This window comes from Desulfovibrio gilichinskyi (genome assembly GCF_900177375.1).
GTDB classification, from domain to species: Bacteria; Desulfobacterota; Desulfovibrionia; order Desulfovibrionales; family Desulfovibrionaceae; genus Maridesulfovibrio; species Maridesulfovibrio gilichinskyi.
In genome coordinates this window covers 343,458-367,931 of the sequence record NZ_FWZU01000004.1, presented here as the reverse complement: position 1 = coordinate 367,931, position 24,474 = coordinate 343,458, and the positions used below count along the sequence as shown (strand labels likewise).

Annotated in this window: 24 protein-coding genes; 19 read left to right on the top strand and 5 right to left on the bottom strand. The window is 43.1% G+C overall.

What is annotated here, in order from left to right; genetic code table 11:
- Nucleotides 1–356: 356 nt before the first annotated feature.
- On the top strand, nucleotides 357–1,526 hold the full coding sequence (locus B9N78_RS13215) for an ATP-grasp domain-containing protein (RefSeq protein WP_085103043.1): 1,170 nt from the start codon (nucleotides 357–359) through the stop codon (nucleotides 1,524–1,526).
- A gap of 122 nt (nucleotides 1,527–1,648) precedes the next feature.
- Complete coding sequence (locus B9N78_RS13210) at nucleotides 1,649–1,942, top strand: hypothetical protein (protein WP_085103041.1); 294 nt, start codon at nucleotides 1,649–1,651, stop codon at nucleotides 1,940–1,942.
- Nucleotides 1,943–2,046: 104 nt separating this feature from the next.
- On the opposite strand, the gene B9N78_RS13205 is transcribed toward B9N78_RS13210, so the two are convergent.
- Nucleotides 2,047–2,958 carry a hypothetical protein gene (locus B9N78_RS13205; RefSeq protein WP_085103039.1) on the bottom strand — a complete coding sequence of 304 codons (912 nt, stop codon included), beginning with the start codon at nucleotides 2,956–2,958 and terminating at the stop codon, nucleotides 2,047–2,049.
- Between the two features lie 127 nt (nucleotides 2,959–3,085).
- On the opposite strand from B9N78_RS13205, the gene B9N78_RS13200 reads away from it, so the two are divergent.
- From B9N78_RS13200 to B9N78_RS13180, 4 genes are all read left to right on the top strand, one after another.
- The gene (locus B9N78_RS13200; RefSeq protein WP_085103037.1) at nucleotides 3,086–3,916 is read left to right on the top strand and encodes a hypothetical protein; all 831 of its coding nucleotides are present in this window, start codon (nucleotides 3,086–3,088) and stop codon (nucleotides 3,914–3,916) included.
- Between the two features lie 322 nt (nucleotides 3,917–4,238).
- Nucleotides 4,239–5,003 carry an exodeoxyribonuclease III gene (locus tag B9N78_RS13195; RefSeq protein ID WP_085103034.1) on the top strand — a complete coding sequence of 255 codons (765 nt, stop codon included), beginning with the start codon at nucleotides 4,239–4,241 and terminating at the stop codon, nucleotides 5,001–5,003.
- A gap of 155 nt (nucleotides 5,004–5,158) precedes the next feature.
- A complete protein-coding gene (locus B9N78_RS13190; protein ID WP_085103033.1) occupies nucleotides 5,159–7,315 on the top strand; it encodes a methyl-accepting chemotaxis protein in 2,157 nt (718 codons plus the stop codon).
- A 448-nt stretch (nucleotides 7,316–7,763) separates the two neighbouring features.
- The gene (locus B9N78_RS13180; protein WP_085103029.1) at nucleotides 7,764–7,946 is read left to right on the top strand and encodes a hypothetical protein; all 183 of its coding nucleotides are present in this window, start codon (nucleotides 7,764–7,766) and stop codon (nucleotides 7,944–7,946) included.
- Nucleotides 7,947–7,984: 38 nt separating this feature from the next.
- Here the strand turns inward: B9N78_RS13180 and B9N78_RS18185 are convergent, their stop codons facing one another.
- Together B9N78_RS18185 and B9N78_RS13175 are read right to left on the bottom strand one after the other, a co-directional pair.
- Entirely contained in the window at nucleotides 7,985–8,161 is a 177-nt protein-coding gene (locus B9N78_RS18185; protein ID WP_170921425.1) for a hypothetical protein, read from the bottom strand.
- 156 nt (nucleotides 8,162–8,317) lie between these two features.
- Nucleotides 8,318–9,637: a malic enzyme-like NAD(P)-binding protein gene (locus tag B9N78_RS13175; protein ID WP_085103027.1), complete on the bottom strand. Its 1,320-nt coding sequence runs from the start codon at nucleotides 9,635–9,637 to the stop codon at nucleotides 8,318–8,320.
- 290 nt (nucleotides 9,638–9,927) lie between these two features.
- Here B9N78_RS13175 and B9N78_RS13170 point away from each other — a divergent pair, with 290 nt between their 5' ends.
- The 8 genes from B9N78_RS13170 (at nucleotide 9,928) to B9N78_RS13135 (ending at nucleotide 17,827) form a co-directional block, all read left to right on the top strand.
- Nucleotides 9,928–10,671: an RNA methyltransferase gene (locus B9N78_RS13170; protein ID WP_085103025.1), complete on the top strand. Its 744-nt coding sequence runs from the start codon at nucleotides 9,928–9,930 to the stop codon at nucleotides 10,669–10,671.
- 89 nt (nucleotides 10,672–10,760) lie between these two features.
- The gene (locus tag B9N78_RS13165) at nucleotides 10,761–11,504 is read left to right on the top strand and encodes a tetratricopeptide repeat protein (RefSeq protein ID WP_085103023.1); all 744 of its coding nucleotides are present in this window, start codon (nucleotides 10,761–10,763) and stop codon (nucleotides 11,502–11,504) included.
- A 27-nt stretch (nucleotides 11,505–11,531) separates the two neighbouring features.
- Complete coding sequence (locus B9N78_RS13160) at nucleotides 11,532–12,908, top strand: cobyrinic acid a,c-diamide synthase CobB (RefSeq protein WP_085103021.1); 1,377 nt, start codon at nucleotides 11,532–11,534, stop codon at nucleotides 12,906–12,908.
- A gap of 44 nt (nucleotides 12,909–12,952) precedes the next feature.
- On the top strand, nucleotides 12,953–14,131 hold the full coding sequence (dinB, locus tag B9N78_RS13155) for a DNA polymerase IV (RefSeq protein ID WP_137982543.1): 1,179 nt from the start codon (nucleotides 12,953–12,955) through the stop codon (nucleotides 14,129–14,131).
- Between the two features lie 9 nt (nucleotides 14,132–14,140).
- Nucleotides 14,141–15,223 carry a cobalt-precorrin-5B (C(1))-methyltransferase CbiD gene (cbiD, locus tag B9N78_RS13150; RefSeq protein ID WP_085103019.1) on the top strand — a complete coding sequence of 361 codons (1,083 nt, stop codon included), beginning with the start codon at nucleotides 14,141–14,143 and terminating at the stop codon, nucleotides 15,221–15,223.
- A 217-nt stretch (nucleotides 15,224–15,440) separates the two neighbouring features.
- A complete protein-coding gene (cbiE, locus tag B9N78_RS13145; protein ID WP_085103017.1) occupies nucleotides 15,441–16,661 on the top strand; it encodes a precorrin-6y C5,15-methyltransferase (decarboxylating) subunit CbiE in 1,221 nt (406 codons plus the stop codon).
- A 3-nt stretch (nucleotides 16,662–16,664) separates the two neighbouring features.
- Nucleotides 16,665–17,423 carry a precorrin-4 C(11)-methyltransferase gene (cobM, locus tag B9N78_RS13140; RefSeq protein ID WP_085103015.1) on the top strand — a complete coding sequence of 253 codons (759 nt, stop codon included), beginning with the start codon at nucleotides 16,665–16,667 and terminating at the stop codon, nucleotides 17,421–17,423.
- Between the two features lie 2 nt (nucleotides 17,424–17,425).
- Nucleotides 17,426–17,827, top strand: coding sequence for a secondary thiamine-phosphate synthase enzyme YjbQ (locus B9N78_RS13135; protein WP_085103013.1), 402 nt, complete (start codon nucleotides 17,426–17,428; stop codon nucleotides 17,825–17,827).
- Here the strand turns inward: B9N78_RS13135 and B9N78_RS13130 are convergent, their stop codons facing one another.
- Nucleotides 17,828–18,109 carry a hypothetical protein gene (locus tag B9N78_RS13130; RefSeq protein ID WP_085103011.1) on the bottom strand — a complete coding sequence of 94 codons (282 nt, stop codon included), beginning with the start codon at nucleotides 18,107–18,109 and terminating at the stop codon, nucleotides 17,828–17,830.
- 238 nt (nucleotides 18,110–18,347) lie between these two features.
- On the opposite strand from B9N78_RS13130, the gene B9N78_RS13125 reads away from it, so the two are divergent.
- The 5 genes from B9N78_RS13125 (at nucleotide 18,348) to B9N78_RS13105 (ending at nucleotide 23,565) form a co-directional block, all read left to right on the top strand.
- The gene (locus B9N78_RS13125; RefSeq protein ID WP_085103009.1) at nucleotides 18,348–18,662 is read left to right on the top strand and encodes a DUF4389 domain-containing protein; all 315 of its coding nucleotides are present in this window, start codon (nucleotides 18,348–18,350) and stop codon (nucleotides 18,660–18,662) included.
- 12 nt (nucleotides 18,663–18,674) lie between these two features.
- On the top strand, nucleotides 18,675–20,813 hold the full coding sequence (locus B9N78_RS13120; RefSeq protein WP_085103007.1) for a SpoIIE family protein phosphatase: 2,139 nt from the start codon (nucleotides 18,675–18,677) through the stop codon (nucleotides 20,811–20,813).
- Between the two features lies 1 nt (nucleotide 20,814).
- Entirely contained in the window at nucleotides 20,815–21,057 is a 243-nt protein-coding gene (locus B9N78_RS13115) for a cysteine-rich small domain-containing protein (RefSeq protein ID WP_085103005.1), read from the top strand.
- Between the two features lie 9 nt (nucleotides 21,058–21,066).
- A complete protein-coding gene (gene amrA, locus B9N78_RS13110; protein WP_085103003.1) occupies nucleotides 21,067–21,624 on the top strand; it encodes an AmmeMemoRadiSam system protein A in 558 nt (185 codons plus the stop codon).
- 240 nt (nucleotides 21,625–21,864) lie between these two features.
- The gene (locus B9N78_RS13105; RefSeq protein ID WP_170921424.1) at nucleotides 21,865–23,565 is read left to right on the top strand and encodes a PAS domain-containing sensor histidine kinase; all 1,701 of its coding nucleotides are present in this window, start codon (nucleotides 21,865–21,867) and stop codon (nucleotides 23,563–23,565) included.
- 3 nt (nucleotides 23,566–23,568) lie between these two features.
- Here the strand turns inward: B9N78_RS13105 and B9N78_RS13100 are convergent, their stop codons facing one another.
- A complete protein-coding gene (locus B9N78_RS13100) occupies nucleotides 23,569–24,474 on the bottom strand; it encodes an aminoglycoside phosphotransferase family protein (protein ID WP_085102999.1) in 906 nt (301 codons plus the stop codon).

The window sequence follows — 24,474 nt, the reverse complement described above, 5'->3', positions numbered from 1 at the left end:
TCGATTCCGGTGGGCAACTCGGAATCGACCGTTTCCAGTTTTATGCCACGAACAGTCAGGTATACGAGAATGGATTGGCTAAGGAAGCCCTGACTGTTCGAAAAGTCCAGCATCAGAGTTCGGGTGGAGCCGAAAGCTCAAAATGGTGCCGACAGGCTAAATTTTCCCAAAAAAAGAGAGGGGTGGCTCACTCCTCCCCTTCTCTTATTAAAAAATCTATTCCCCACCTTCTATTATCTGCAAGCTTTCGCAATCTGCCGCTGTACAATTTACCTTTCTCTTATTATTAATATCTGCATTCCTTAAAAAGTTTCATCATTATATTGAAACATTATTCAATAACCACAGGATTGCAGATGTTTATCTTAGAAAAGCCATACGTATCTGATCTGTTAAAAAACACACTGATCGAACTTAACGCAAAAGTGCTGAGCAACGATATCGCAAAAACGGCACTGCACGGTTCTCCCCTTTCGCTCGTAAGTGAGCAGGATTTCGTTAATTCATACAAATCGAATCCCAACCAGCCTGTTTATTCCAATTCTGAAAATGCTATAGACTGGATCGACAACCATCTGATTTCCAACGGGTTGCCGCAAAAGATCCGCCTGTTTAAAGACAAAGCCGCCTTCCGCGATTTAGTAAAGGATCTATATCCAAACTTTTTTTATAAAACAGTAGCCTTTGAAGAGCTAGATTCCGTCAATCCGGCAGATTTGCCCATCCCCTGCGTGGTAAAACCTAGCGTAGGTTTTTTCAGCCTTGGCGTGCATATGGTTGAATCTATCAAGGGCTGGCATGACGCAGTAGCCAAAATCAAAGGCGAAGTTGAGCACATCAAAACTATGTATCCGGCAAAAGTTCTTGAACTGGATATGTTTATCATTGAGCAATGTATTGAAGGTGAAGAGTTCGCAGTTGACGCCTATTTCGACGGAGAAGGAAAGCCTATAATTCTAAATATTTTCGGACACCTTTTCGCATCCAGCGATGATGTCAGCGACAGAGTTTACATAACATCCACTGAAATCATCAAGAAATGGCATGACAAGTTTAAAGCTCTGCTTGCGGAAATAGGTAAAAGAACCGAACTCACAAACTTCCCGCTCCATATAGAAATCAGAGGCGACGAGAAAGGCAATCTAGGAGTAATAGAAGTCAACCCCATGCGCTTTGCAGGATGGTGCGTAACGGACCTTGCCTACTTTGCATATGGAATCAACCCGTATAAGTATTTCATGCAAGGCCTAACTCCCGATTGGAATGAAATATTCGAGAAGAACAAAGATAAAGTCTACGCAATGATTATCGCCGATGTAGATTCGAGCATTGACCGTACAAAAATCAAAAAAGTTGATTACGAAGAATTTAATTCTTATTTCACTAAACCACTTGAATTACGTAAGATTGATTACAAAACATTCCCAGTTTTCGCTTTCATGTTTGCGGAAGTGGAAAAGGAGAATATGGCAGAACTTAAGAATGTGCTGCATGCTGATTTTAGTAAGTATTTTGTATTTGAGTAGAAGGGAATTGAAATGGAAATTAGAAAATCCCGTAAGCACAATCCCCATAATGATCGCCTTTGACAAGAGCGCGCATTTACGGCAATTCCTAGATTATAAAAACAACCCTTCAAGGAGATTATATGAGTTCTACAATCGAAGACTTGACCATACAATATGAAGAAGACGGACAAATAGTTGTAAAAGAGCTGGCAAAAGAAGTCCTTACCAAGGGTGCATGGACCACGATCATCTTCCGTTATCAGCAGCTTGATCGCAAGACCGAAGAGTTCGGAAAAGATATGTACACAATCCGCCGCTTCCGTAAAATGAACGGTGAATACCGCCCGCAGTCTAAATTCAATATTTCCAGTCCTGCTCAGGCCCGCAAAATTATTGATACTTTGGAAGAGTGGCTGAAAGAAGTCGAAGAATAGACTTAAGTTTCTGCGATTCGCGCATTTTTTCATCACTCATAAAAAAGCTCCGCCCAGATAAATATATCTGAGCGGAGCTTTTTAGCGAAAAAGAGAACGCAAAATTAATTTACCGTATATGTTCCGGCAGATTCCACTTTTTGCACTGTGGAATTGGTAATAGTGAACCATAAAAATTCGCTGAACCTTGAACCTGCTGCATTTTTTTCACTGTAGTTGCAACCGACAAGCCAGCCCTTATCTGTATAATAGCAATCTGTGCAGCGTTCCATCTGCAAAGTTTCGGGGAATTCCGACTTTTCTTTTAAGTATTTTTCAACTTCTACATAGTAGCCGTCTGCGGATGTTTTTTCCGGCTTATCTCCGAATTTCTCAAGATCCTTCATAAAATCATCGTACATGGATTTATAACGCTCGTATTTGCTTTTATATAAACCCTCATCAGGGTTCAGCCTCACCAGCTCAGCATAAATATCCATATTTGCCTTGTAGTCTCCAGCGGGCAGTGTCTGCGCGCGCGCATAAAGCTTCTTTTCCAACTTTCTGTTAAGCTTACTGTCGTACCCTTTAAGGGCCTTGATATATTTTGAATTATCAGGCTCAAGGGCTGCTAGCCGGGCATAATATTTTGCCAATTCTGAATAATTCCACTTGGATGTATTCTCTATCCTGAACAGCAGATCTTTCTCTGTCGCCAGATGAATGAGCGCCTCAAGCTCGTCATTCATTAACTCTTTATTTTTTTCAGCAACAGCAAGGGCTGTTTCAGCGTTTCCTGTTTCAATAAGTCGCTTCATGCTGAAAATTACATTCTCACGGGCTTTATCCTGTTTTTCTTTGAGGATTCGCTCCTGCTCTATGCGACTTTGCTCCGCAATACGCGCCCGCTCTTCTGCAAAGTTATTCTGCACTGCTAATACACAGAAAATTATTGCAATCAAGGCAATTGCGCCTGCAATTCCAATAAGAATTAGCTTCTTACGCTTCATAAATTCTTTAATTGTGGAAATATTCATGCACGGAAGATACGGTCAGCAGGTAAGTACGTCAATAATATGCGCATATTTTATATTCATTTTTCTAAAGAAATATAAAGTTAATTTACAAATGAACCGATACAACCCCTAAGGACGGAATTCGGTTATGCAAATTGACGCATCAGCATTAAAAAGTACCTACGGAGCAACTAGTTGGCAAGACAGTCGGGCTTCGCTTTTGGGCGGGAGCCGGACTTTCGGCGTGGGAGCGACGCGCCTTAATGTTTCGGCCCCACCCGTTAATACTGCTGAACAATTCGCCGATTTGATCGCTCAAAAAACCGTTAGTTCTAAGACTTCAGGCGCAGAAGCTCAGAAGGGAGCTTTGGAAAACGGACAGTCTTCCAAAGACCCTTCTGAACTTGCCGGAGCTCTTGCTGAGGCTTCAAACTTTATTGAAAGTGAATTCGGTAAAGATGCGGCTACCGCCTTTAAAGGAATTGTCATTGCGAACTCAGGGGACACGGTTACTGAGGAATCCCTTAGTAACGGGTTGTTACAGTCCATTCAATTCATTGACCGCAACTTCGGTTTTTCTGCCGGAGATAAGGTTATGGACCACTTCAACGCGAACCTGAATAATGTGATGAACAATCATTTTGAAAACGGTTTGCAGGAACATTTTTTTGCAGCAAAACCGGGCACTGCGGCAAAAATAAATCTCAGTAACACCTTTGCCAAACTGAACGAGGAGTTCGGCACGGGAACATCTGAAGCCATTGAAAGCATGATCGATCAGATTATGAAAACAAAAGGCAACTCACTCAGTTCTTTTAAAGAAGGATTGGAGAAGGCACTAGAAAAAGCCGAAGAACTTCATCCCGGTATAACAGCTCAGGCTGCACCTGACGCCGCGGGTGAGCTGATGGATCAAATTCAGAACTCAGGATATTTAAAGCCCCCTGCAAAAGGGTCAGTACTGAATCTTTCTGTATAAGTTAATCAGTTCAATAGTCACAAAAGTAATCCTCTTTTGACTACAGGCTGTTCAAGCTCATTTTTTTTTGCTATTAATCTTAGATTGTATCGACAAGCTTTACATGGAGGAAACGGATATGATGAGCTTTTTCTGGTTTTTTCTAGGTCTGGCGATGACCATTGCAGTCATCGGATTCATTAAGGCTAGCAGCACAACTGACGAATAGTCTTAGTTTTATTTGCGGGCAATCCCGTTTTATTTTTCCTGAAAAGCCCGCATTATGTGGGCTTTTTTCGTTAAAAACTTAAAAATTACTGCCATCGCCGAAAAGGACTGAATAATGAAAATATACTCTTGGAACGTTAATGGATATCGCGCTGTAATAAAAAAAGATTTTACAGAGTGGTTTCAGCAGAGCGATGCAGATGTTGTAATGCTTCAGGAAACAAAAGCCCACCCTGACCAGATACCGGACACCCACCGCGATTTTAAGGGATATGAATCATTCTGGAACTGGTCCAAAGGCAAAAAAGGATACTCCGGCACAGCTTGTTTTTCACGCACTCCTGTACTTTCCCACTCTTACGGCCTGCCGGATGAAGCATATCAGGGAGAAGGCCGTGTGATCCTTACTGAATACGAACAATTCTACCTGTTTAATATTTATTACCCTAACGGACAAATGGATGACGGACGACTTGAGTATAAATTAGGGTTCTATGACTGCTTCCTTGAATATGCACAGGAACTGCGCAAAAAAAAACCGATTGTTGTCGGCGGTGATTTTAATACTGCGCATAAAGAAATAGACCTCAAAAATCCTAAAGCAAATTCTGAAAGATCAGGTTTTCTACCTATTGAACGGGAATGGCTGGATAAATTTACGGCGCATGGTTATATTGATACTTTTAGAATGTTTGAACCTGATGGGGGCAATTATTCATGGTGGAGTTATCGCTTTAACGCTCGCAAGAACAACGCAGGGTGGCGAATTGACTACTTCTTTGTCTCGGAAGAACTCAAAGATAATGTAAAAAAAGCGTGGATCGAACAGGATGTTTTAGGTTCTGACCATTGTCCGATCGGGATAGAACTTATTTTCTAACAGTGACACCTTAGACTAAGAATAATATTACTAGACTGGTCATTATTATATAGCCTCTTTTAAAAATCTATTATAAAAATCACCATTCTCTTAGATGAAAATGATAAATAAGAGAAAACTTTTCAAGATTTAATTATTTGTTCCCGGGGGGGTACATGTTTAAAAATTTAAAAATCGGACCTAAAATTGCCATAGGTATCAGCGTATTGGTAATTTTAATTTTTGTAACTTTTACAAGCATAACTGTTACCAAAACCAGACAGATGTCCAGAAATCAAGCTATGGAAATGGCTGATGAAATGGCAATCAGATATGGCAATCAGGTTAAAAATAACATAGAAAAAGCCCTTGATGCCTCTAAGGCTGGCGCTGCTGCTTTTATAACATTTTCCGATTTCGACGATAAGTTTGATCGAACTTTAGCTGATAATTTCATAAAACAGCTTACGTTATCTGATCCCACTTTCTTTGGAATACAAGTAGTGTTCGAACCCAATAAGTTTGATGGTCGCGATGCCGATTATAAGGGAACAAAGGAATGGTATGGTCCAAACGGAGAATACGGACCATATTTCTGGCGCGAAAACGGAGAGCTTAAAGCTGAAGATATGATTCAGCATAACCCTGCTCAAACCCGTGATTGGTATAAAATTCCTCGCGACACACGACGTCCTATCCTGACAGAACCATATACTACGAGTGTTGTTAAAGGAACTATGGCGACAGTGAGTGTTCCGATAATCAAAAACGGAAGCTTTATCGGAATAATCGGCATAGACTTTATGATCAACTCGTTCCAGGAAATGGTTGATGACATTCACCCGATGGGGAACGGATTTGCTTTTCTGGCTTCCAATAAAGGATATTGCGTTGCTCACCCAGATAAAGAACTGGTCGGGAAAAATATCACTGAAGCATTCCCTGAAAACGAACGTAACGAAATTTCCTCTGCAATCGCAAATGGTAAAACCTTCCACAAAGATATTATTTCTCCCCTTGATGGGAAAGATTACTTTTTCCTGTTTGCTCCGATCGTTATTCAAGGAACAAGTACACCTTGGACCATAGGTCTAGCGATTCCAATACAAACTATTGACGCAGAATCTCATGAATTCCTTATAGTGAGCACGATTTTATCCATTGTCGGCATCTGCTTAGTACTAATCGTAGCGTTTCTCATTGCTCGCAGTGTGTCAAAACCTATCAACAGTATGGTCGGCTTTGCTCAGGATATTGCAGACGGCAACTTCGACTCTAAACCGGATGTTCGCAACTTTGGCGGAGAACTTCTCACTTTATATAATGCATTATCCAGCATGGTAAAAAGCCTTGTTGAGCTCATTGCAACTTCCGAAGAGAAGACTAAAGAAGCTGAGCATCATACACAAGTCGCAGAAGTTGCGTTAGAAGATGCACGTAAAGCAAAAGAGAAGGCCGAACGAGCTAAAGCAGAAGGAATGCTACACGCGGCAAGACAGCTTGAAGGTATTGTTGAACAGGTTACCTCCGCATCCGAAGAGCTGGCATCTCAGATTGAAGAATCCAGCAGAGGAACTGAAATTCAACGTGACAGGACATCTGAATCTGCAACAGCAATGGAACAAATGAATGCCTCCGTTCTGGAAGTTGCTCAAAACGCTTCAAGGGCAGCGGAAAGTGCCATGGAAGCCAAGGGCAATGCAGAAGAAGGTGGTAAAATTGTCGCCGATGTCGTTTCATCCATCAATGAAGTAAATAATGCAACGAAGATCATGGTTTCAGGACTTAATGATCTCGGTTCACAAGCGGAAGGTATCAGTAAAGTAATCACTGTCATTACTGACATAGCTGATCAGACAAACCTGCTGGCACTGAATGCGGCCATCGAAGCGGCCCGCGCAGGTGAAGCCGGTCGCGGTTTCGCAGTCGTAGCTGATGAAGTTAGGAAGCTTGCTGAAAAAACCATGCAGGCCACCCATGAAGTAGGAGAAGCGGTAAAAGCTATCCAAGGTGGAACACGCAAAAGTATCAGTGAAATGAACAGTGCGGCAACTATGGTCGACCAAAGCACGAAGCTTGCCGGTGAAGCCGGGCATAGTCTTAAAAGCATTGTGGAAATTGTCGAGTCAACCGCTGATCAGGTCCGTGCTATAGCCACTGCCAGTGAAGAACAATCTGCGGCCAGTGAACAGATCAGCCGTGGCACCGAAGAAGTAAACCGTATTGCCGCGGAAACAGCCGGAGCGATGAGTCAGTCAATGCAGGCGGTTTCTGATCTGGCCCGCCTATCCTCAGAGCTGCAATCTTTAATTGTAGAACTTAAGGATGTTTAGTTCCTGACATATAATTAAATTAGAGCGGGTAAAACCCGCTCTTTCTAAAATATAAAGCAATATTTTAGCTTGTTACAAATTTAAAAAGGTTCTTCTGAATAGCAGAAGAACCTTTTTTATTGATTAATTTAAAAAAAGACTGTTTTTGATTGAAATTGATTATCATATTCAGTATAGATTTATCTCAACATAAACAATCACCAAGAACAAAGGAAGTAGCGACATGACTCAAACCGCCAGCATTTCATCCAGGAATAAAAAATCATTTTTAAAAAAGGCTTTTAAAGGGTTCTCAACTGGTAACAGCTCAACCATCCAAGCTTCAGCCAGCTCAATTTTATCTGAACCAAATTATTTCCATAACGGAAACGCCGAAGACGAAAATTTTGAGAACATTTCCCCAAATTCTTAGAGCAAGTCTCAAACTGTAAAATCATCGGAGTATAAAATGGCAGATGCAATAAAGGCAGCCGCTAGTGCGCGACGAGAATATGGGTGGAAAACATACTTGATTAAATTCAGGGATTACTACTCTTATACTTTTGACCCGAAATTTTTTCCTGATTTTGAGCTGATAGGAGAAGTGAATGAGGAAGGAGATGTTTTTCCCGTTAGCAAACGTAAAAGATAGCATTCATTTGTCAGGTATAAAATACACAGATCAGACTATCAGGAATCTTCTTTTTCTAAGACTTGCGCAGTATGCGCAGCAACCTTTTGGACAATCTCCAAAAGTTCAGCAGGGATCAAACCGTCCCCTGTTAACAATTCAATAAGTTCTTGTTCTGTCAATCCTGACGAATTTACAAAGGCAATCTGTTTTTCTGTAAGTTCAATGCGCTTCATTTAATTAGAATACTTTCATACTTGTGATTTGCAAAGCATTAGATTGAACAAAAAAAAAGACGGCTCGATCATTTTACTGATGACCGAGCCGTTTTATTAATCGGTTCAAAGTAGCTCTGCCTCTCTTTTTGCAAAAAGAACAGGCTGGAAGTTTAATTAAAAGTCATAATTAAATGAGTCAACGACCATTTTACCACGAGCTTTAGAAGCGGCCATGCGTTCTTCGAGATCTGCTTTGTACTGGTCAAGATCAATCTGGATGCGGGCAACACCTGTTTCCATAGCAGCTTTGACAACTGCAGGGGCAAGGCGGGTTAAAACGCGGGGATCTGTAGGTTTCGGAATGATATAATCCATGCCGAACTCAAGTTTATCCACACCGAAAGCATCACAAATATCCTGTGCGACAGGTTCCTTGGCAAGAGCGGCAAGAGCCTGAGCTGCGGCCAACTTCATCTCGTCATTGATCGTGGTCGCGCGGCAGTCCAGTGCTCCGCGGAAAATGAATGGGAAACAAAGGACATTATTAACCTGATTAGGATAGTCGGAACGTCCGGTTCCCATAAGAATATCAGGACGGACTTCTTTAACATCAGGATAAGAGATTTCAGGATCAGGATTAGCACAGGCAAAAATGATTGCGCCCTTAGACATGGTTTTAACCATTTCCTGATTAATTGCGTCCTTAACAGAGAGTCCGAGGAACATATCTGCGCCGACCATGCAGTCAGCAAGTGATCCTGCATTTTCTTTCTGGGCGAAGTCGGCTTTGAATCCGGTTACACCTGCACGGCCTTCATAAAGAAGTCCGCGAGAATCGAACATATAAATATTTTCCGGGCGTGCACCCATAGTCACATATAATTTAGAGCAGGCAATTGCTGCAGCGCCGGCGCCGGAAACAACAATTTTAATTTCTTCAATTTTTTTACCGGTAATTTCAAGAGCATTCAAAATTCCGGCAGTAGAAATGATTGCTGTTCCATGCTGATCGTCATGGAAAACAGGAATATCCATTTCTTCAATAAGTCTTCTTTCTATTTCAAAACACTCTGGGGCTTTAATATCTTCAAGATTAATACCACCAAAGGAAGGCTCAATCATTTTACAAAATTCAATGACTTTTTCAGGATCGGAAGCATCAATATTCAGGTCATAGACATCAACATCAGCAAAAATTTTAAAGAGCACACCTTTGCCTTCCATAACAGGCTTGCCTGCGGCAGGACCGATATTACCCAGTCCAAGGACCGCGGTTCCGTTAGAAACAACAGCAACAAGGTTTCCTCTGCCTGTGTACTTGTAAGACAGATCTTCATCAGCGTGTATTGCGCGGCAAGCTTCAGCTACGCCTGGAGAATATGCCATAGATAAATCTTTCTGGGTATTGCAAGGCTTGATGGAAATAACTTCCAACTTACCTTTTCTACCGTCACTATGATACCTTAGAGCTTCCTCTTTTGTGAAAAGAGCCATACCTGAACCCCCGTTGAAAATGTTTGCAGATGATTGACTGATCAATTACATACCCTTTTCTATTGCTGACATCAAAAATGGTCAAGCATTCTAAGTAATATAGTAATACTTTCTATTCTGGCCATAAAGTCCACGCCCGCTTTTTTATACAGTGGACATGTGTGAAAGATAAATCTATTAAGCCTCCACCTACTTTCTGCTAATGTGATAATCCACAAATTAAATTCAGCTTTTCTGAAGATTATTCCACGGGTACAAAAAGCCTTTTTATTGTTGCCCCCGGAGAAAATATGCTTAAAAATATCAGTGTAGTACTTTTCGGGACCAAATACCCTGAGAATGTCGGATCAACAGCCCGTGCCATGAGAAACATGGACTGTTCTGATCTTATTCTAGTCAACCCACCGCTATGGAATATGGAGAGGGCCATGCCTTTGGCTACCGCTAAAGGTCATGAAATAGTTGAAAAAGCCCGTATATGCCCTGACCTTGAAACCGCTCTTGCCGATCATTCCAAAATTTATGGAACTACAGCCCGTACAGGCGGATGGAGAAAAGGGGTACTGACTCCCGCAGAAGCTGCGCCTTTAATTGTGCAGCAGCTTAAGGACGGAGAAAAGATTGCCCTTGTATTCGGGCCGGAAGACAGAGGTTTGACCAACGATGAAACAAAACTTTGTTCAAGACTGATAAATATTCCGACAAGTGAAGAAAGCAGTTCACTTAACCTTTCACAGGCTGTTCTTATAATTCTTTACGAATGCTTTAAAGAAGCCCTTGAAACGCCGTTCACTCCGGCAGGTCCGCCTGAAGAAAGAATCACCACATTTCAAGAACAGGAAATTTTGGCGGCCAATTTGCAAGAAACTTTATTGGCAATTGATTTTTTGAAAGAAGAGAATTCCGACTACTGGATGCTTCCCGTTAAACGGTTCATGTCCAGAATAAATATTAAAAGAAATGAATTCAATTTACTTATGGGTATTTGCCGGCAAATCAAATGGATTGCTGAAAAATCATCCCCAAAGAAATAATTGTTGAATGAATAAATCGCCCTTCTCAATGAGGCAAAAGACAGCTACTATAACAGCTAAATTGTCTATATTATTTTCGGAGTATATAAATGACTGATTCCAATACGATTCATGACTTAACAGGGGTTTTTTCCCGCCAAAAAATAGCAAAAGTAGGAACAGGAACAACTTCAAGAAAAGTTGCGCAGATAGGCTATTACTTCATTGAGCAGCTTGAAGATGATCTGTTCGAAGTACGCCCTTTGAACAGCAATTTTGTTCCTACCGGAAACTCGGAAAAAGTTTCACGAGACTCACTTTTGACTGACTATACGCCTGAGCCGGAAATGTATCATAAACAAGTTCTTCCTAATATGAAGGATTTGCAGAAAACACTCGCCCGTGCGGACAGACACCGTAAACAAGGCAACTCCTACAGCGCAGAAATGGAATATACAAATGCGATTAAAGTTGACGAACTGAACGTCCGCGGGAATTTCGGAGTGGGACTCTGCTTTATGGAAAGAGGTGAAACAGAACGGGCAAATGATGTGTTTGCCAGACTCATCTCCATGGACGCAGCCTTTGAAGGAAAGCATAAGCATTTGTTTAATGATTTCGGGATAAGTCTTCGTAAATCAAAAATGATTCCGCAAGCCATTCAGTACTATAGCAAGGCTCTGTCTCTCAGTTCCGAAGATGAAAATCTGCACTACAATCTTGCAAGAGCCTACTTTGAAGCAAAAGACTACGCTAAAACACGTGAAGCATTAAAGACCTGTCTGGAACTTAGAGCCGATTTTGAAGAAGCTATTAAATTTATCGCCTACCTAGATAAAAAGAAGCTAGGCTGATCATACAAAAAACATTATAGAAAATATATGAACTCTATTAAAGGCTTTATCGTAGCAGGAACGCACAGCGGATGCGGCAAAACTTCAGTCACCCTCGGACTGATGGCTGCTTTCGCCCGCAAAGGTCTGAAAGTGCAACCATTCAAGGTAGGTCCGGACTTTATCGACCCCGGTCATCATTCAAGAGCAGCCGGTAAGACCTGTCACAACCTTGATGGATGGATGCTTTCAGGAGAAGTGCTGCGCGATATCTTCTCAAGATACTCTCAGGACTCAGATGTCTGTATTGTTGAGGGAGTAATGGGTCTTTTCGACGGTTTTTCAGCTCTGGAAGAAACAGGTTCCACCGCTCATCTTTCAAAAGAACTCAATCTTCCGGTAATACTCGTTGTGGATGCCCGTGCGATGGCAAGATCCGCAGCGGCACTGATTAAAGGGTTCAGCGAATTTGACCCTGAAACAGCAATCGCCGGGGTTATATTTAACAGAGTCGGCAGTGAAAGCCACGCGCAGACACTTCAAGAAGCCATTTCACTTACAGACATCCCGCTTGTAGGATGTTTGCCGAAAAGAAATGAAATCGAAACCCCTTCCCGCCATTTAGGGCTGATCACAGCTGAACATCTGGAAGATCTTGAAGGTAAATACTCTGCCCTTGCCGACTGGGTTGAAGAACATCTCGACCTTGATACTATTTTAGAAGCTCTGCCGGATATCCCGATGCCGCCGCGCTTTGACGAACTTCCCATGATTCCTCATACCAGAATCGGAATTGCACAGGATGAGGCTTTCTCTTTCTACTACGAGGAAAATCTCCGCATGCTCAGATATGCCGGAGCCGAACTTGTGCCGTTCTCCCCCATAAACGACAAAGAATTACCTCCTGATCTTTCAGGGCTATATCTCGGCGGAGGCTACCCTGAGCTGTCTGCATTCGACCTAGCTCAAAACACCCGTCTGCGGCGCGCCGTTGCGGAATTTTCAAAATCCGGCAAACCGGTTTATGCCGAATGCGGCGGCTTCATGTACCTGATGGAGTCCATTTCTAAAGGGGATCGAGTTTTCCCCATGTGCGGAGTCTTCCCTTTCCGCTCAACCATGAAAGACAGATTTCAGGCCCTCGGCTACAAAGAAATTGAACTGTCAGGTGACTGCATACTGGGCAAGGCCGGAACTGCCGCCAGAGGACACGAATTCCATTATTCAGCTCTTGCGGATATGCCCGAAGATTTAAATAAATGTTTTCTTGTCCACGGGAAAAATGGCGACATAAAAGCAGAAGGATTCTTAACTGAAGGAAACACCTTGGGAAGCTATATCCACCTGCATTTTGCAAGCAATCCTGATCTTGCTAAAAACTTTGTTGAAGCATGTATCAACTTTTCCAAGCAGGAAAAAATTTAGTCGTAGACTTCAGGACTGCCTCTTTTCAGACTCTGAGAAAAGCCATGCAAAAATATATTATGCACCTTGATATGGATGCTTTTTTCGCGTCCGTAGAGCAAATGGATAATCCGGAACTTCGCGGTAAACCCATTGCTATAGGCTCATCTCACAAACGTTCCGTGCTGAGCACCGCTTCATACGAAGCCAGAAAATTCGGAGTCCGCTCGGCAATGCCCTCGCAACAGGCTTTAAAGCTCTGCCCTCAGCTGATTCTTGTTTCTGGAAGAATGAGTAGGTATAAAGAGATTTCACGACAGGTCATGGCTGTACTTGGAAACTATTCACCTGTTGTGGAGCAGGCTTCAATTGATGAAGCGTACCTCGATATCACCGGAACAGAGAAAATTTTCGGACCACCGCTCACACTGGCGGAAAGCGTGAAACAGGAAATATTAAGCACAGTAGGACTCACCGCGTCCATAGGCATTGCGCCTGTTAAATTTCTGGCGAAAATAGCCTCAGACTTAAAAAAACCTGCTGGAATTTCCATTATTGAAGTTCATGAAGTTGAGCAGTTTTTAAAGACACTTCCCATTGAAAAAATACCCGGTGTTGGTAAAAAAGCCTTGCCGCGCTTCCAGTCATTCGGCATCAAGTATGCCGCGGATATGCTCCGTTATCCTCCTGAATTCTGGCAGGAAAGATTTGGTGAACGCGGAAGTGTTCTTTATGCCAAAGCTTCGGGAATTGATCCCACTCCGGTGGCTGTAGGCGGGCAGATGAAGTCTTCCAGCGCAGAAAACACCTTCGGGGAAGACGTTCGCGACCCGCAAATTCTAAAAACATGGCTGCTGAGTCAATCCGAACGCATTGCGGCAGATGTCCGCAGGTATGGGCTGAAAGGACGTACTATAACTTTAAAAGTTAAATTCCCTGATTTCCGGCAGATTACCCGCAGTAAGACTTTAGACCAGCGGACATCAAATGCCGGAATTATTTATAAAACAGGGTGCGCTATTCTTGATGCAGAAGGCTGTCTCGGGCCTGTAAGACTCATCGGAATAGGAATATCAAATTTTGAAGAGCGCAGCAGACAGCTTTCACTGCTGGAACCTGAACAGAATGTGCGTGACGACAAAAAACTGGACCAGCTTGATAAAGCTGTTGATAAAGTACGTGAAAAATTCGGCAGTGCAATGCTCACCCGTGGCAGCCTGCTAAAATCCCCTTCTGACAAGTAAAGGCATAGAATGAGAGAAAATCTTCGCGAAGGGTACACCACAGGTTCATCAGCTACAGCCGCAGCAATGAGCGCGCTTCGGGTTCTGCTTGGCGGATCTAAACCGCAATCAATAGAAATTCCTCTTCCTGAAAAAGGAACTCTCGTAATTCCTGTTGAACGTGTCGAGTTAGAAAAGACATGCGCACGCGGCGTAGTTATTAAAGACGGCGGAGATGACCCGGACGCTACAAGCGGACACGAAATTCATGCAGTTGTTGAGCTAATATCAGATGAGAATGAAATCCGCGTTGAGGTTTCAGGAGGCACAGGAGTCGGCAAAGTTACCCTGCCCGGGTTGCCTGTGCCTGTTGGCGAACCTGCTATCAATCCGGCCCCTCGGGGACAGATCATTGCCGGAGTGTTGAAAGAAGCTTCCATGATGACACCAAGCCTTACAGGGACCATCAAAGTACGTATAGAAGTCCCGCAAGGTGAAGCTATCGCCCTTAAAACCATGAACGCACGAATCGGCATTATCGGCGGGATTTCAATTCTCGGGACGCAGGGAATCGTCAGACCTTTCAGCCATGCGTCATGGAAAGCGTCTATTGCGCAGGGAATAAATGTTGCGAAAGCCGCGGGAGTTGAAGAAATAATCTTCACTACCGGCCGGAGAAGCGAGCGATTCTATCTGGAGCACTTTCCAAACACACAAGAACTGGCAATGATTCAAGCCGCAGACTTTTTTAAATTCTCAATGCTTGAAGCGCAAGCAAGCGGTTTTCGCAAAGTTCGCTGGTCGCTTTTCATCGGTAAGCTGGTCAAGCACGCCATGGGATTCCCTTACACCCACGCGAAAGACTGGCATATTGAATTTGAGCGGCTAGCCAGATGGTGCGAAGAATTAGATATACCTTCCGCAATTACAAAAGAAATAGCCGGAGCCAATACCGCCAGACAAGTTTTTGAAATGATCCCTCAAGGCTCAACACAACTCTTCATCACGACACTGATCGATAAGGCAAAACGCAATGCTACTTCATTCACAGGGGATGACAGCATGTCAATTAAGTATTGCTTGTTTGACTTTGACGGTAATATGCTGAAATAACCAATTAAGAGCTAATAGTCACATTTAAAGCGGAACTTATCGGTAATCTAAAAATGTAAAGAACATTTATTTACAGTATATTATAATGTATCTACTCAGTACTGTCTATTTGACTTTGACGGGAAAATATTGAGCTTGATTTGGGTGATATATATAGGACACAGTGCCGTGAATATGGCTCCTTTCACATCTTTAATTTCCATTGTATAAGGCTTAAATGAAACACGCTGTACACATAATAGGCCTACATCCCGGCAGTCTGGAACCGATGGAATCATCACGTCAGATCATCTGCGAAGCGGATGTACTGGCAGGCGGCAAACGGTTGCTGGATAAATTCCCTGAGTTTAATGGCGAACTCCTGACTTTCTTTACCCCGGTTGCAGCATTTGCAGAAAAACTTGATGAACTGCGTCAGTCTGGGAAAAGAATTGTTCTTCTGGCTGACGGAGACCCGCTGCTTTTCGGAATAGCAGAAAGCATGATCAGGAATCTCGGCAGCGACAGCGTTTGCGTTATTCCCTGTGTATCAACTGTTCAGCTTGCCGCGGCGAAAATAGGCAAGGGATGGAAAAATTTCGAAATCATATCGCTCCACGGCAGGACAAACTCCTCCCCTCTATTCGGAGCATTGCAGCGCGTAGCAGACTGCGCAGTGTATACCGATCATATCAATAATCCTGCTGTAATCGCAAAAAAATTACTCGAAAAAGGTGTTGCAAATTACACTATGACGGTTCTGGATCAGCTTGGTACTTCGTCTGAAAAAATTACCACAGGACCTCTGGATAAATTTCTAGACTTCACATGTTCAGACCTAAATCTTGTGATGCTTACGGTTGGGCACTGCTCCTGCAACCATCCAGTTATCGGGCGCAGTGATGATGATTTTACACGCCAGAAAGGGCTTATTACAAAACTTCCTGTTCGCGCTACGGGTCTCGCCCTGCTGGGGCTTAGCAGAGGACAAACAATATGGGACCTCGGCGCGGGATGCGGTTCAGTTTCTATTGAAGCTTCTTTTCTTGCGAAAAATTCACAAGTTTTTGCGGTAGAAAAGGACACGGATAGATTTGAAATGATAAAAGAAAATGTGCGAAAATTTGGAGCCTTCACGGTTGTACCGGTTCAAGGAACAATGCCGCAAGCTTTAGCAGAGCTACCCGACCCTGACCGAATTTTTATCGGCGGAGGAATAGGAAAAGACAGTTCAACAATAACTGAAGCAACAGCAAGACTCAAACCCGGCGGGCGTATTGTAGTTCACGCCATTCTTATGGGTTCAGTTCAACGCACAAAAGAAATTTTTGAACAATTAGGATGGCAATGGCAGGCTATGCAGCTTCAAGCCAGTATTTCAGATAAACTCGCCGGCGATATCCGTTTTAAAGCGCAAAATCCCGTCACAATAATGTGGGCTGACAAGCCGGAGTCATAAATTATGGGCAAAGTATATTTCATTGGAGCAGGACCGGGAGACCCCGAACTCATAACAGTCAAAGGTCAACGCATAATTCGCGAGGCAGGGCTTGTGCTGTATGCAGGTTCACTTGTGCCGGAAGCGGTAATTGCCGAAGCTTCTCCTGATGCGCGCATTGAAAATTCTGCGGCAATGTCACTTGAAGAAACAAACTCCATCATGATTGAGTATGCCTTAAAAGGTAACATTGTTGCCCGCGTTCATACAGGCGACCCTTCCCTCTACGGAGCTGTACAGGAACAGGCCAGACTGCTTAAACAAAGTTCAATTGAATATGAAGTTATCCCCGGCGTGACTTCTGCCTGCGCCGCTGCGGCGGCCTCCAGCGCATCTTTCACCGTACCAAGCGGCACACAGACTCTTATCATAACCCGCATGGAAGGCCGCACACCTGTTCCGCAAAGTGAAAGCTTGGAAAAGCTTGCTATGCATGGCAGTGCTATGGCCATCTATCTTTCCGCAGGCAATCCTTCCAGAATTCAGGAAGAACTTGTCAAAGGCGGAATGGGACCGGAAACACCTGTAATCATCGGATACCGTATAGGCTGGCCCGAAGAAAAATCAGTTGAAACAACTTTGAGCAACCTTGCTGCAACAGCAGAAGAGAACGGCTTCAAACGGCAGACCATTTTTCTCATTCTTCCGGGTAAAAATAAGGAAACGGAATCATTACTCTACGACTCCGGTTTCACTCACATGTTCAGAAAAGGTGAGGATTAAATATGGAAACACTTAATATCAGAACAAATGTCAGAGACGAAATGATCGACATTACCGGAATGGTGAGGAAGATTGTTCGCGATAAAGGCTGGTCATCCGGCGCAGTTCTTCTGTACTGCCCACACACAACAGGAGCTGTCACTGTAAACGAAGGAGCCGACCCCGATGTGGTCAGAGATATCATAGTTAATCTAAGGAAACTTGTTCCGCATGCCGGAGATTATCAGCACGCAGAAGGTAACAGCGATGCACACATCAAGACCAGCATGTTCGGTCCTGAACAGATGCTTATCGTGGAAGGCGGAGAAATAATGCTCGGTACATGGCAAAAAATATTCTTCTGCGAATTTGACGGACCGCGAAACCGCAACTTGTGGATTAAGTGGCTTCCGTCTGAGGAGTAACTAAAGGGAACAATATTCTCCTGCCTGCACAAAATTTGTTAGCGGAAGCCTTTTGTCCCCCTCCGCATTACCGGATTCACTCTGATATTCCGGAGAAATTCGTTCTTTTGCCGCTTGCAAACACATACGCAGACAAAAAAGGGAGCCATGTCCGCGCCCTGCTCCGAAGCGCAATAAGATTTCTTCCCCTGCACGGTCAAGAGCTTCTGAAATTGAAGCCCCGTCAGACCTGAACGACTGAGCCTTTCTTCTTACCAATTCTTCTATCAGCATGGTGTTCATCAAACACCTCCCGGAGGTCGAAGTTCATAATTTCTGCCAAGCTAGCGGATAAGCCGGATAACCGACGGTTATTTCCCTGTTACGGGTTCTGATGCAATTTTCAATCCTCCATTGCTGTCTGAAAACAAAGAAGGTACAATCCAATGGAAAGAAGATTGTATATAATATCGGAGTTACTTCTAATCTAACACTTTTAATAAATGTTTGTGAACTGTTTTATAAAAGGATGCATAAAAAGATGGAAAACTTTACCGAATGTAAAAACAGCCGGATCGACATACTCAAAAGACTTTTAAGAACAATCATATGCATGATCGCCTTTGAGCTGGTTAGACTATTACTTCAAGCAGTTGTTTTTTTTCAATATGCCTACCTGCTGATTTTCGCCAAATCTTCCGCCCCGCTTCGCAGATTCGGCAACAGACTCAGCGCCTATACTTATGAACTACTACGCTATGCTACGCTTAATGATAACCGGAAACCTTTCCCTTTTTCAGATCTACCGGAAACATCAAACTGTGAATCTCCTTCTTCTAAAATTGACTTTTCTTAAAATTTAAAAATTATGAGTATACGTACAAAATTATTCTTTCTCTTGTTGGTTTTCAGCCTGATTCCACTTCTGGTTGTTGCCTCTATCAGCAGACAGGGTATTCTCAGTCTCGGACAGACTCAATCTGAAACTCTGCGATCCGGGATGATCAACATTTTACAAGGTGAAATGCGCCAATCTGCAAAGGACTCTGCCAAACTGGTGCAACAGCAGGCTGTTTCACTTGAATTCGCACTTAAAGCAATTGTATCTGATGCTGAAGATGTGCTTAATGATCCGGTAAACGGACTGCCGAAAGTTTATTTTGCTGATGATTTTAAAACAGCGGGTAAACAGCCGCCTGACCTTGCCCCCTCAGATCAATATTTCAGCATTGATGATTCAGGTGAACGAAAATCTTCTTCCATAAGCCTTGAAGAACCCGTTTTCTTTTACCCGAAAGACAAACAATACATGAAAAAAGATCAGAATATTGCACGGCTGAATCTCTTAAAACCTGAATTCAAATCCTTTTTTTCAGAAGCCGGAACAGGGTTGCATAGAATTCATGTAACTCTTACTTCCGGGCTGCATATGGAGTACCCGGGACACGGCAATTATCCCCGAGATTACGATCCTAGAAAAAGGAAATGGTTTACAAATGCCATCTCAACAAGCCGGATTGTATGGGAAAGGTTTATCGACGTAAGCACAGGTCAGCAGGTCTACACTCTCTCCATGCCCATCAGAGGCAGGGGCGGAAAGATTCTGGGAGTTGCGGCAATCGATATTCAGTTGGTTCAGTTGCTGCGAAAAGATGAGTTGTCATCGCAATGGTCCTCCGCAATTCAGGCTTTCGTGGTGGGGCCGGTTGTATCAAACGGCAAAAACGAGCTTCGAATCTGGGCAGAATCAGGCCATGAAGAAAAATCTATTTCATGGCGCGCCCAACTTCCAAGCGATCTCAAATTTTTGCAATCTTCAAACGCAGAAAAACTGGCCATAACAACTCAGGATATTATAGCTAAGAAATCCGGTGTAGTGAGAATGCCCCATAACGGAATTGATTCAGTCTGGGCATATGCACCGTTTAGAGATCAAGGCAGTTATGTGCTGATAGTTCCGGAAAAAGTAATAACAGAAATACCAGACGCAGCGGCAGAAAGAACCCTTGACCTCAGTCAGAATCTTTACATTGCTGTCGGAACTGCGGCTTTCATTATTCTGCTTACGGTCGCGCTTGTCGCCTATCTCGGCAGCAAGGCAATCATTGCCCCTCTCATTCTGATGACCGATGCGGCAAAGAGAATCGCAGGGGGAGACCTTTCCACACACGTTGAAGTCGGCACCAATGACGAGCGGCAGACCCTTGCGGAAGCGTTCAATTCTATGATTCCTAAACTGCAGGACCATTTACGGATAACTAAATCCATGGAACTTGCTCAAGAGGTTCATAACAATCTCCTTCCTGAAATTTCGCCGAAAGTAGCCGGACTTGATATTTCCGGCATAAGCATCTCCTGTGACGAAACCGGCGGGGATTATTTCGATTACTATAAAGTCCCAAGCGACGGCGGGACAGGAATATTACTTGGAGACGTAACCGGACACGGAGTTTCAGCCGCACTGCTTATGGCGACAGGTCGCGCACACCTCAAACATGCATCAGGACACAAGTTGCCTCTTGCAGCAAGAATTGCCGAAGTTAATCGGTTGCTATGCAATGACATAGGCAATACCGGACGCTTTATGACTCTTTTTTGTATGGAGATTTCTTCCGACAATTCCACCGCCACCTATGTCAGAGCAGGACACGATCCGGCCACTGTTTACACTCCGGCAACAGGTGAAACGAGAGAACTCGTAGGCGATGCAATGCTTGCCTTAGGCATATTTGACGCAAGTGACTACGCAGAATCCATAACACCACTGGCAGAAGGTGAAATCGTGTTCATCGGCACAGACGGAATATGGGAGGCTCGAAACAGTGACAATGAAATGTTCGGGCGGAAAAAACTTGATGCACTTATTCTGGAAAATGCAGCATTGCCTGCATCTGAAATACAAAACAAAATAATCAATGCAGTACAAGAGTTTCAAGGCGAAATGGAGCAGGAAGACGATATAACTCTCGTCATTATCAAAGTTAACAAACTGAATTGTGAGTCGTAGCATGGAAAACAGTTTCCGTTTTTTTAGAAATTATCAATGCCGGTATTTTCCCTGCCATGAAGTGGAAAACAACTTGGAATTCAACTGCCTGTTCTGCTTCTGCCCACTCTATCATCTGGAAAAATGCGGCGGCACATATGAAGTTAAAGACGGCATTAAATGGTGCTCGGACTGCGCCCTGCCTCATCGCCCTGAGATGTATGATTACATCATAGGCAAGCTCAAACGAAATAAGTCTAAGTAAGGAGAGACCATGACAGAAAATTTCAGTTTTTCGCTTACTGACGAAGAAAAAGAATATCTCAAAAAGATTGTAAAGCTGAGCATTGTCAGCAACCTGCGCGGTGATAAAGAGCATGAAATACCGGATCCGCCAACTGGACACCTGAAAGAGAACCTTGGGGCCTTTGTTACACTTAAGCTTGGTGGCGATCTTCGCGGGTGCATAGGTAATGTTCAAGGGACCGGACCGCTTTATCAAACAATATGGGCAATGGCCCGCGCGGCAGCATTTGAAGACCCCAGATTTCCAGAGCTCACTTTAAGTGAATATGAAGAACTTGATTACGAAATTTCGATTCTAAGTCCTATTTCCATCTGCCCTGACATAGAGCAGATAGAAATAGGAAAACACGGACTGATCATGCAAAGAGGAAGAAATTCGGGGCTGCTGTTGCCGCAGGTTGCAACTGAATGGAAATGGAATCGCCACCAATTTCTGGCGCACACTTGCCAGAAGGCAGGAATGGAACCAAGGGCATGGCAGGATGAAGCTACCAATATATTCTGGTTTGAAGCGATAGTCTTCTAATTATCTAAATTTGCTAGTTAAAAGAGCACTTAGACCTTAATTAAATCCGTCATCTTATCTATAATAGCGCAAAACATCTCTGGCTTAATAAAGCAGAGCTGTTTTGTGTTAATCATTTCTATATAATTTTATACGCTTTTAATTGTATTTATAGTTTTAAATGTGCATATTAAAGGGGCTATTTAATTATTGAACAGATTAAAACTATTCCATGCCCGAATGAATACCATGGAGGGTTCAATGCAGACTCTTGCTAAATTTATTTCTGACAATGAACTTTGGTTGATGGAGCGCATTCTATCTTACGCTAAAGCTCAAAAATATACAGATTATACCTCAACACTTATTGAAGCATGGCGAATTTCTATACAGGGATTATCAGAAGCTATAATTATTGCTCTGAATGAATACGGCGACGATTTACCGCAGTTTAGCGCGGACGAGAACTATGCAGAGGACCCTGCAGCAGTATTTGGTGTGATTGAAGCCCGTGTGCACCGTGAACGGGGTATAAGCCTTCAAATGTTTCTCGGGCTCTACAAATATTATCGCTATGCTTATGTAGATCTAGTCCGAAATATGGATACAGATCAAGAACGCAAACTTCACTATGAAAAATTTGTTGAGAGAGTACTGGATCGGATTGAAATTGCTTTCTGCTCTGAGTGGTCTGGTCTGGACCCTGACAATACAATTAAAGAATTACAGAAATCAAATAGACAAATTACCAATGAGAAAAACAAATATCTGACTATATTCGAAAGTCTGAATGTTCCGACTATTTTAATTGATGAACACGGCAATATTGACAATATGAATCCAAAATCTTTTTCTATGCTTGGAATCACCAATCTCCCGGGGGCGGTATATTACGGGCAAAAGGGCAAAGACCCGGAAGAGATAAAGGGAACTCCGCTGAGTGAAACATTCCCATGGCTGGCAGATGAAATAAAAAATTTTATATCTGAAGGAAGACCTTCCCTTACAATTGATAAAGAAGTCCGCGAAGACGATGACATTTTTTACTACAGCGTCGTGATGTCCAAAATGCTCGATATAAGCGGAAAATCCCAAGGCGGGATAGTTCTTATTGACGACTTAACCCAAAAAACAGAAATGGAACGCCAGTTGTGGCAAAGCCATAAACTACAAGGCATAGGGCAGCTTGCTTCCGGAGTTTCCCATGAAATTAATACTCCGTTGCAATTTTTATCGCAAAATTTAAACTTTCTTAATCAGTCCTTCAGCGAATTATTTGAATTTATCAATAAACTAACCGAACATCTTCCTAAAAATATTTCAGACAATAAATATGATTCTAATGTTATTTCGCCGAAGGACATAGAAAATGTTGACTACTTGAGAGAAGAAGTTTTTCTGGCAATACACGAATCACAGGAAGGCATAGAACACGTTTCAACAATTGTTAAGGCTTTAAACAGTTTTACGCACCTTGATTATGAATCTGCAATCCTTCTCGACCTTAATGAAGTAGCTTTAAATGTTCTGACGGTGTCCACAAATGAGTGGAAGCCGGTTGCTGAAGTTAAGACGGCTTTCTCTCATAATCTGGCAAAAATAACAGCACGCCCCGGAGAAATAAGCCAAGCTATCTTGAATCTTATTATAAATGCCGCTGATTCAATCAGGAAAAAATATGCAGGGAGCGCAAAACAAGGTTTAATTACTATAGGGACCAGAAATGTGGAAGAGCAGGTAGAATTTTATATCAATGATACAGGTATCGGCATCCCCAACGAAAACATGCACCACATCTATGACCTTTTCTTCACGACAAAAGACCTTGGAGAAAGTGTAGGGGAAGGTTTAACCAGAACTCATACTATCATCCGCAACCTTAATGGAACCATCACCTGCAAATCAGTCGAGGGAAAAGGAACAACTTTTTTGATAAGACTACCTGCATCAGACATGGACTGAATTTCAAATACGATCCAATAATATTTTCATGAAGTTTAATTCCATAGAGAGCATTTCCCAGTCCTTTTTGCGCAGCCATTCGGACAGCCAGGCAAAGCGCAGGGCAGGGATAAAGAACGGCAGTATTGCATAACTGTCATCCCCGATATCAGTTTTATCCCTTAGAACTTTCAAAAACTTCGGAATCAATCCTGAGTTTAAACCATCGGGATTTTCGAAAGCAACACACCCGATCATATTTGCCACGTCGTATATTTCCGGGCGCATACCTGAAAATTCCCAATCGATAACTGCTCCGACATTTTTACCACGCCAAAGAACATTCAAAGGATGAAAATCCCCGTGGCAAAAAGCTGTAGGGAGTGCTGAAAACGTCTCCATCACCGGAAAAAGTCTTTTGCAAACAGGCTCTATTCGCTCAAAAACTTTAGGTTCATGGTCAGAAATTGTTTTCACCAAGGTCTTCGCATACCCCAGTAAATCAAGATGGCCTTCTCCTTGTTCAAGCTGTTTTCCCTTGGCATGTTTGCGAAGTGAGCAAAGAAAGTCAGCAAGAGCTTCGCCCCTCTCTTCATCATAAACAAACTCAGGACGAGGCAAAGGATCAGATTTGTAGTAAGGAGAAAGCTGCCACGGCAATCCCATAATATCCGCTACATAAGTCCCTTCCTCAATCTGTTGATAAAGAAGAATGTGCTCCAGACCGGAATCATGCAAAGTTTTAAGATTGCAAGCTATAGCAGCGCGCGGAACAAGCTGTTTATTGGCGATACGCTCAATAAGCCATAAATTATTTTGAGTATCTTCTATAACGGAACGAGAAAGAGCTCTTTCCGGACTCCCCGGAATATTCTTTTCAGTATGACGACGAAGAGTCTGGCGGCCCCACGGCTCAAGGGCGTCCATCAT

What these genes read in the sequence shown, in the direction of transcription:
- B9N78_RS13215 (WP_085103043.1), top strand. Translation starts at nt 357, where the DNA reads ATGTTTATCTTAGAAAAGCCATACGTATCTGATCTGTTAAAAAACACA.
- B9N78_RS13210 (WP_085103041.1), top strand. Translation starts at nt 1,649, where the DNA reads ATGAGTTCTACAATCGAAGACTTGACCATACAATATGAAGAAGACGGA.
- B9N78_RS13205 (WP_085103039.1), bottom strand. Translation starts at nt 2,958, where the DNA reads ATGAATATTTCCACAATTAAAGAATTTATGAAGCGTAAGAAGCTAATT.
- B9N78_RS13200 (WP_085103037.1), top strand. Translation starts at nt 3,086, where the DNA reads ATGCAAATTGACGCATCAGCATTAAAAAGTACCTACGGAGCAACTAGT.
- B9N78_RS13195 (WP_085103034.1), top strand. Translation starts at nt 4,239, where the DNA reads ATGAAAATATACTCTTGGAACGTTAATGGATATCGCGCTGTAATAAAA.
- B9N78_RS13190 (WP_085103033.1), top strand. Translation starts at nt 5,159, where the DNA reads ATGTTTAAAAATTTAAAAATCGGACCTAAAATTGCCATAGGTATCAGC.
- B9N78_RS13180 (WP_085103029.1), top strand. Translation starts at nt 7,764, where the DNA reads ATGGCAGATGCAATAAAGGCAGCCGCTAGTGCGCGACGAGAATATGGG.
- B9N78_RS18185 (WP_170921425.1), bottom strand. Translation starts at nt 8,161, where the DNA reads ATGAAGCGCATTGAACTTACAGAAAAACAGATTGCCTTTGTAAATTCG.
- B9N78_RS13175 (WP_085103027.1), bottom strand. Translation starts at nt 9,637, where the DNA reads ATGGCTCTTTTCACAAAAGAGGAAGCTCTAAGGTATCATAGTGACGGT.
- B9N78_RS13170 (WP_085103025.1), top strand. Translation starts at nt 9,928, where the DNA reads ATGCTTAAAAATATCAGTGTAGTACTTTTCGGGACCAAATACCCTGAG.
- B9N78_RS13165 (WP_085103023.1), top strand. Translation starts at nt 10,761, where the DNA reads ATGACTGATTCCAATACGATTCATGACTTAACAGGGGTTTTTTCCCGC.
- B9N78_RS13160 (WP_085103021.1), top strand. Translation starts at nt 11,532, where the DNA reads ATGAACTCTATTAAAGGCTTTATCGTAGCAGGAACGCACAGCGGATGC.
- dinB (WP_137982543.1), top strand. Translation starts at nt 12,953, where the DNA reads ATGCAAAAATATATTATGCACCTTGATATGGATGCTTTTTTCGCGTCC.
- cbiD (WP_085103019.1), top strand. Translation starts at nt 14,141, where the DNA reads ATGAGAGAAAATCTTCGCGAAGGGTACACCACAGGTTCATCAGCTACA.
- cbiE (WP_085103017.1), top strand. Translation starts at nt 15,441, where the DNA reads ATGAAACACGCTGTACACATAATAGGCCTACATCCCGGCAGTCTGGAA.
- cobM (WP_085103015.1), top strand. Translation starts at nt 16,665, where the DNA reads ATGGGCAAAGTATATTTCATTGGAGCAGGACCGGGAGACCCCGAACTC.
- B9N78_RS13135 (WP_085103013.1), top strand. Translation starts at nt 17,426, where the DNA reads ATGGAAACACTTAATATCAGAACAAATGTCAGAGACGAAATGATCGAC.
- B9N78_RS13130 (WP_085103011.1), bottom strand. Translation starts at nt 18,109, where the DNA reads ATGAACACCATGCTGATAGAAGAATTGGTAAGAAGAAAGGCTCAGTCG.
- B9N78_RS13125 (WP_085103009.1), top strand. Translation starts at nt 18,348, where the DNA reads ATGGAAAACTTTACCGAATGTAAAAACAGCCGGATCGACATACTCAAA.
- B9N78_RS13120 (WP_085103007.1), top strand. Translation starts at nt 18,675, where the DNA reads ATGAGTATACGTACAAAATTATTCTTTCTCTTGTTGGTTTTCAGCCTG.
- B9N78_RS13115 (WP_085103005.1), top strand. Translation starts at nt 20,815, where the DNA reads ATGGAAAACAGTTTCCGTTTTTTTAGAAATTATCAATGCCGGTATTTT.
- amrA (WP_085103003.1), top strand. Translation starts at nt 21,067, where the DNA reads ATGACAGAAAATTTCAGTTTTTCGCTTACTGACGAAGAAAAAGAATAT.
- B9N78_RS13105 (WP_170921424.1), top strand. Translation starts at nt 21,865, where the DNA reads ATGCAGACTCTTGCTAAATTTATTTCTGACAATGAACTTTGGTTGATG.
- B9N78_RS13100 (WP_085102999.1), bottom strand. Translation starts at nt 24,474, where the DNA reads ATGATGGACGCCCTTGAGCCGTGGGGCCGCCAGACTCTTCGTCGTCAT.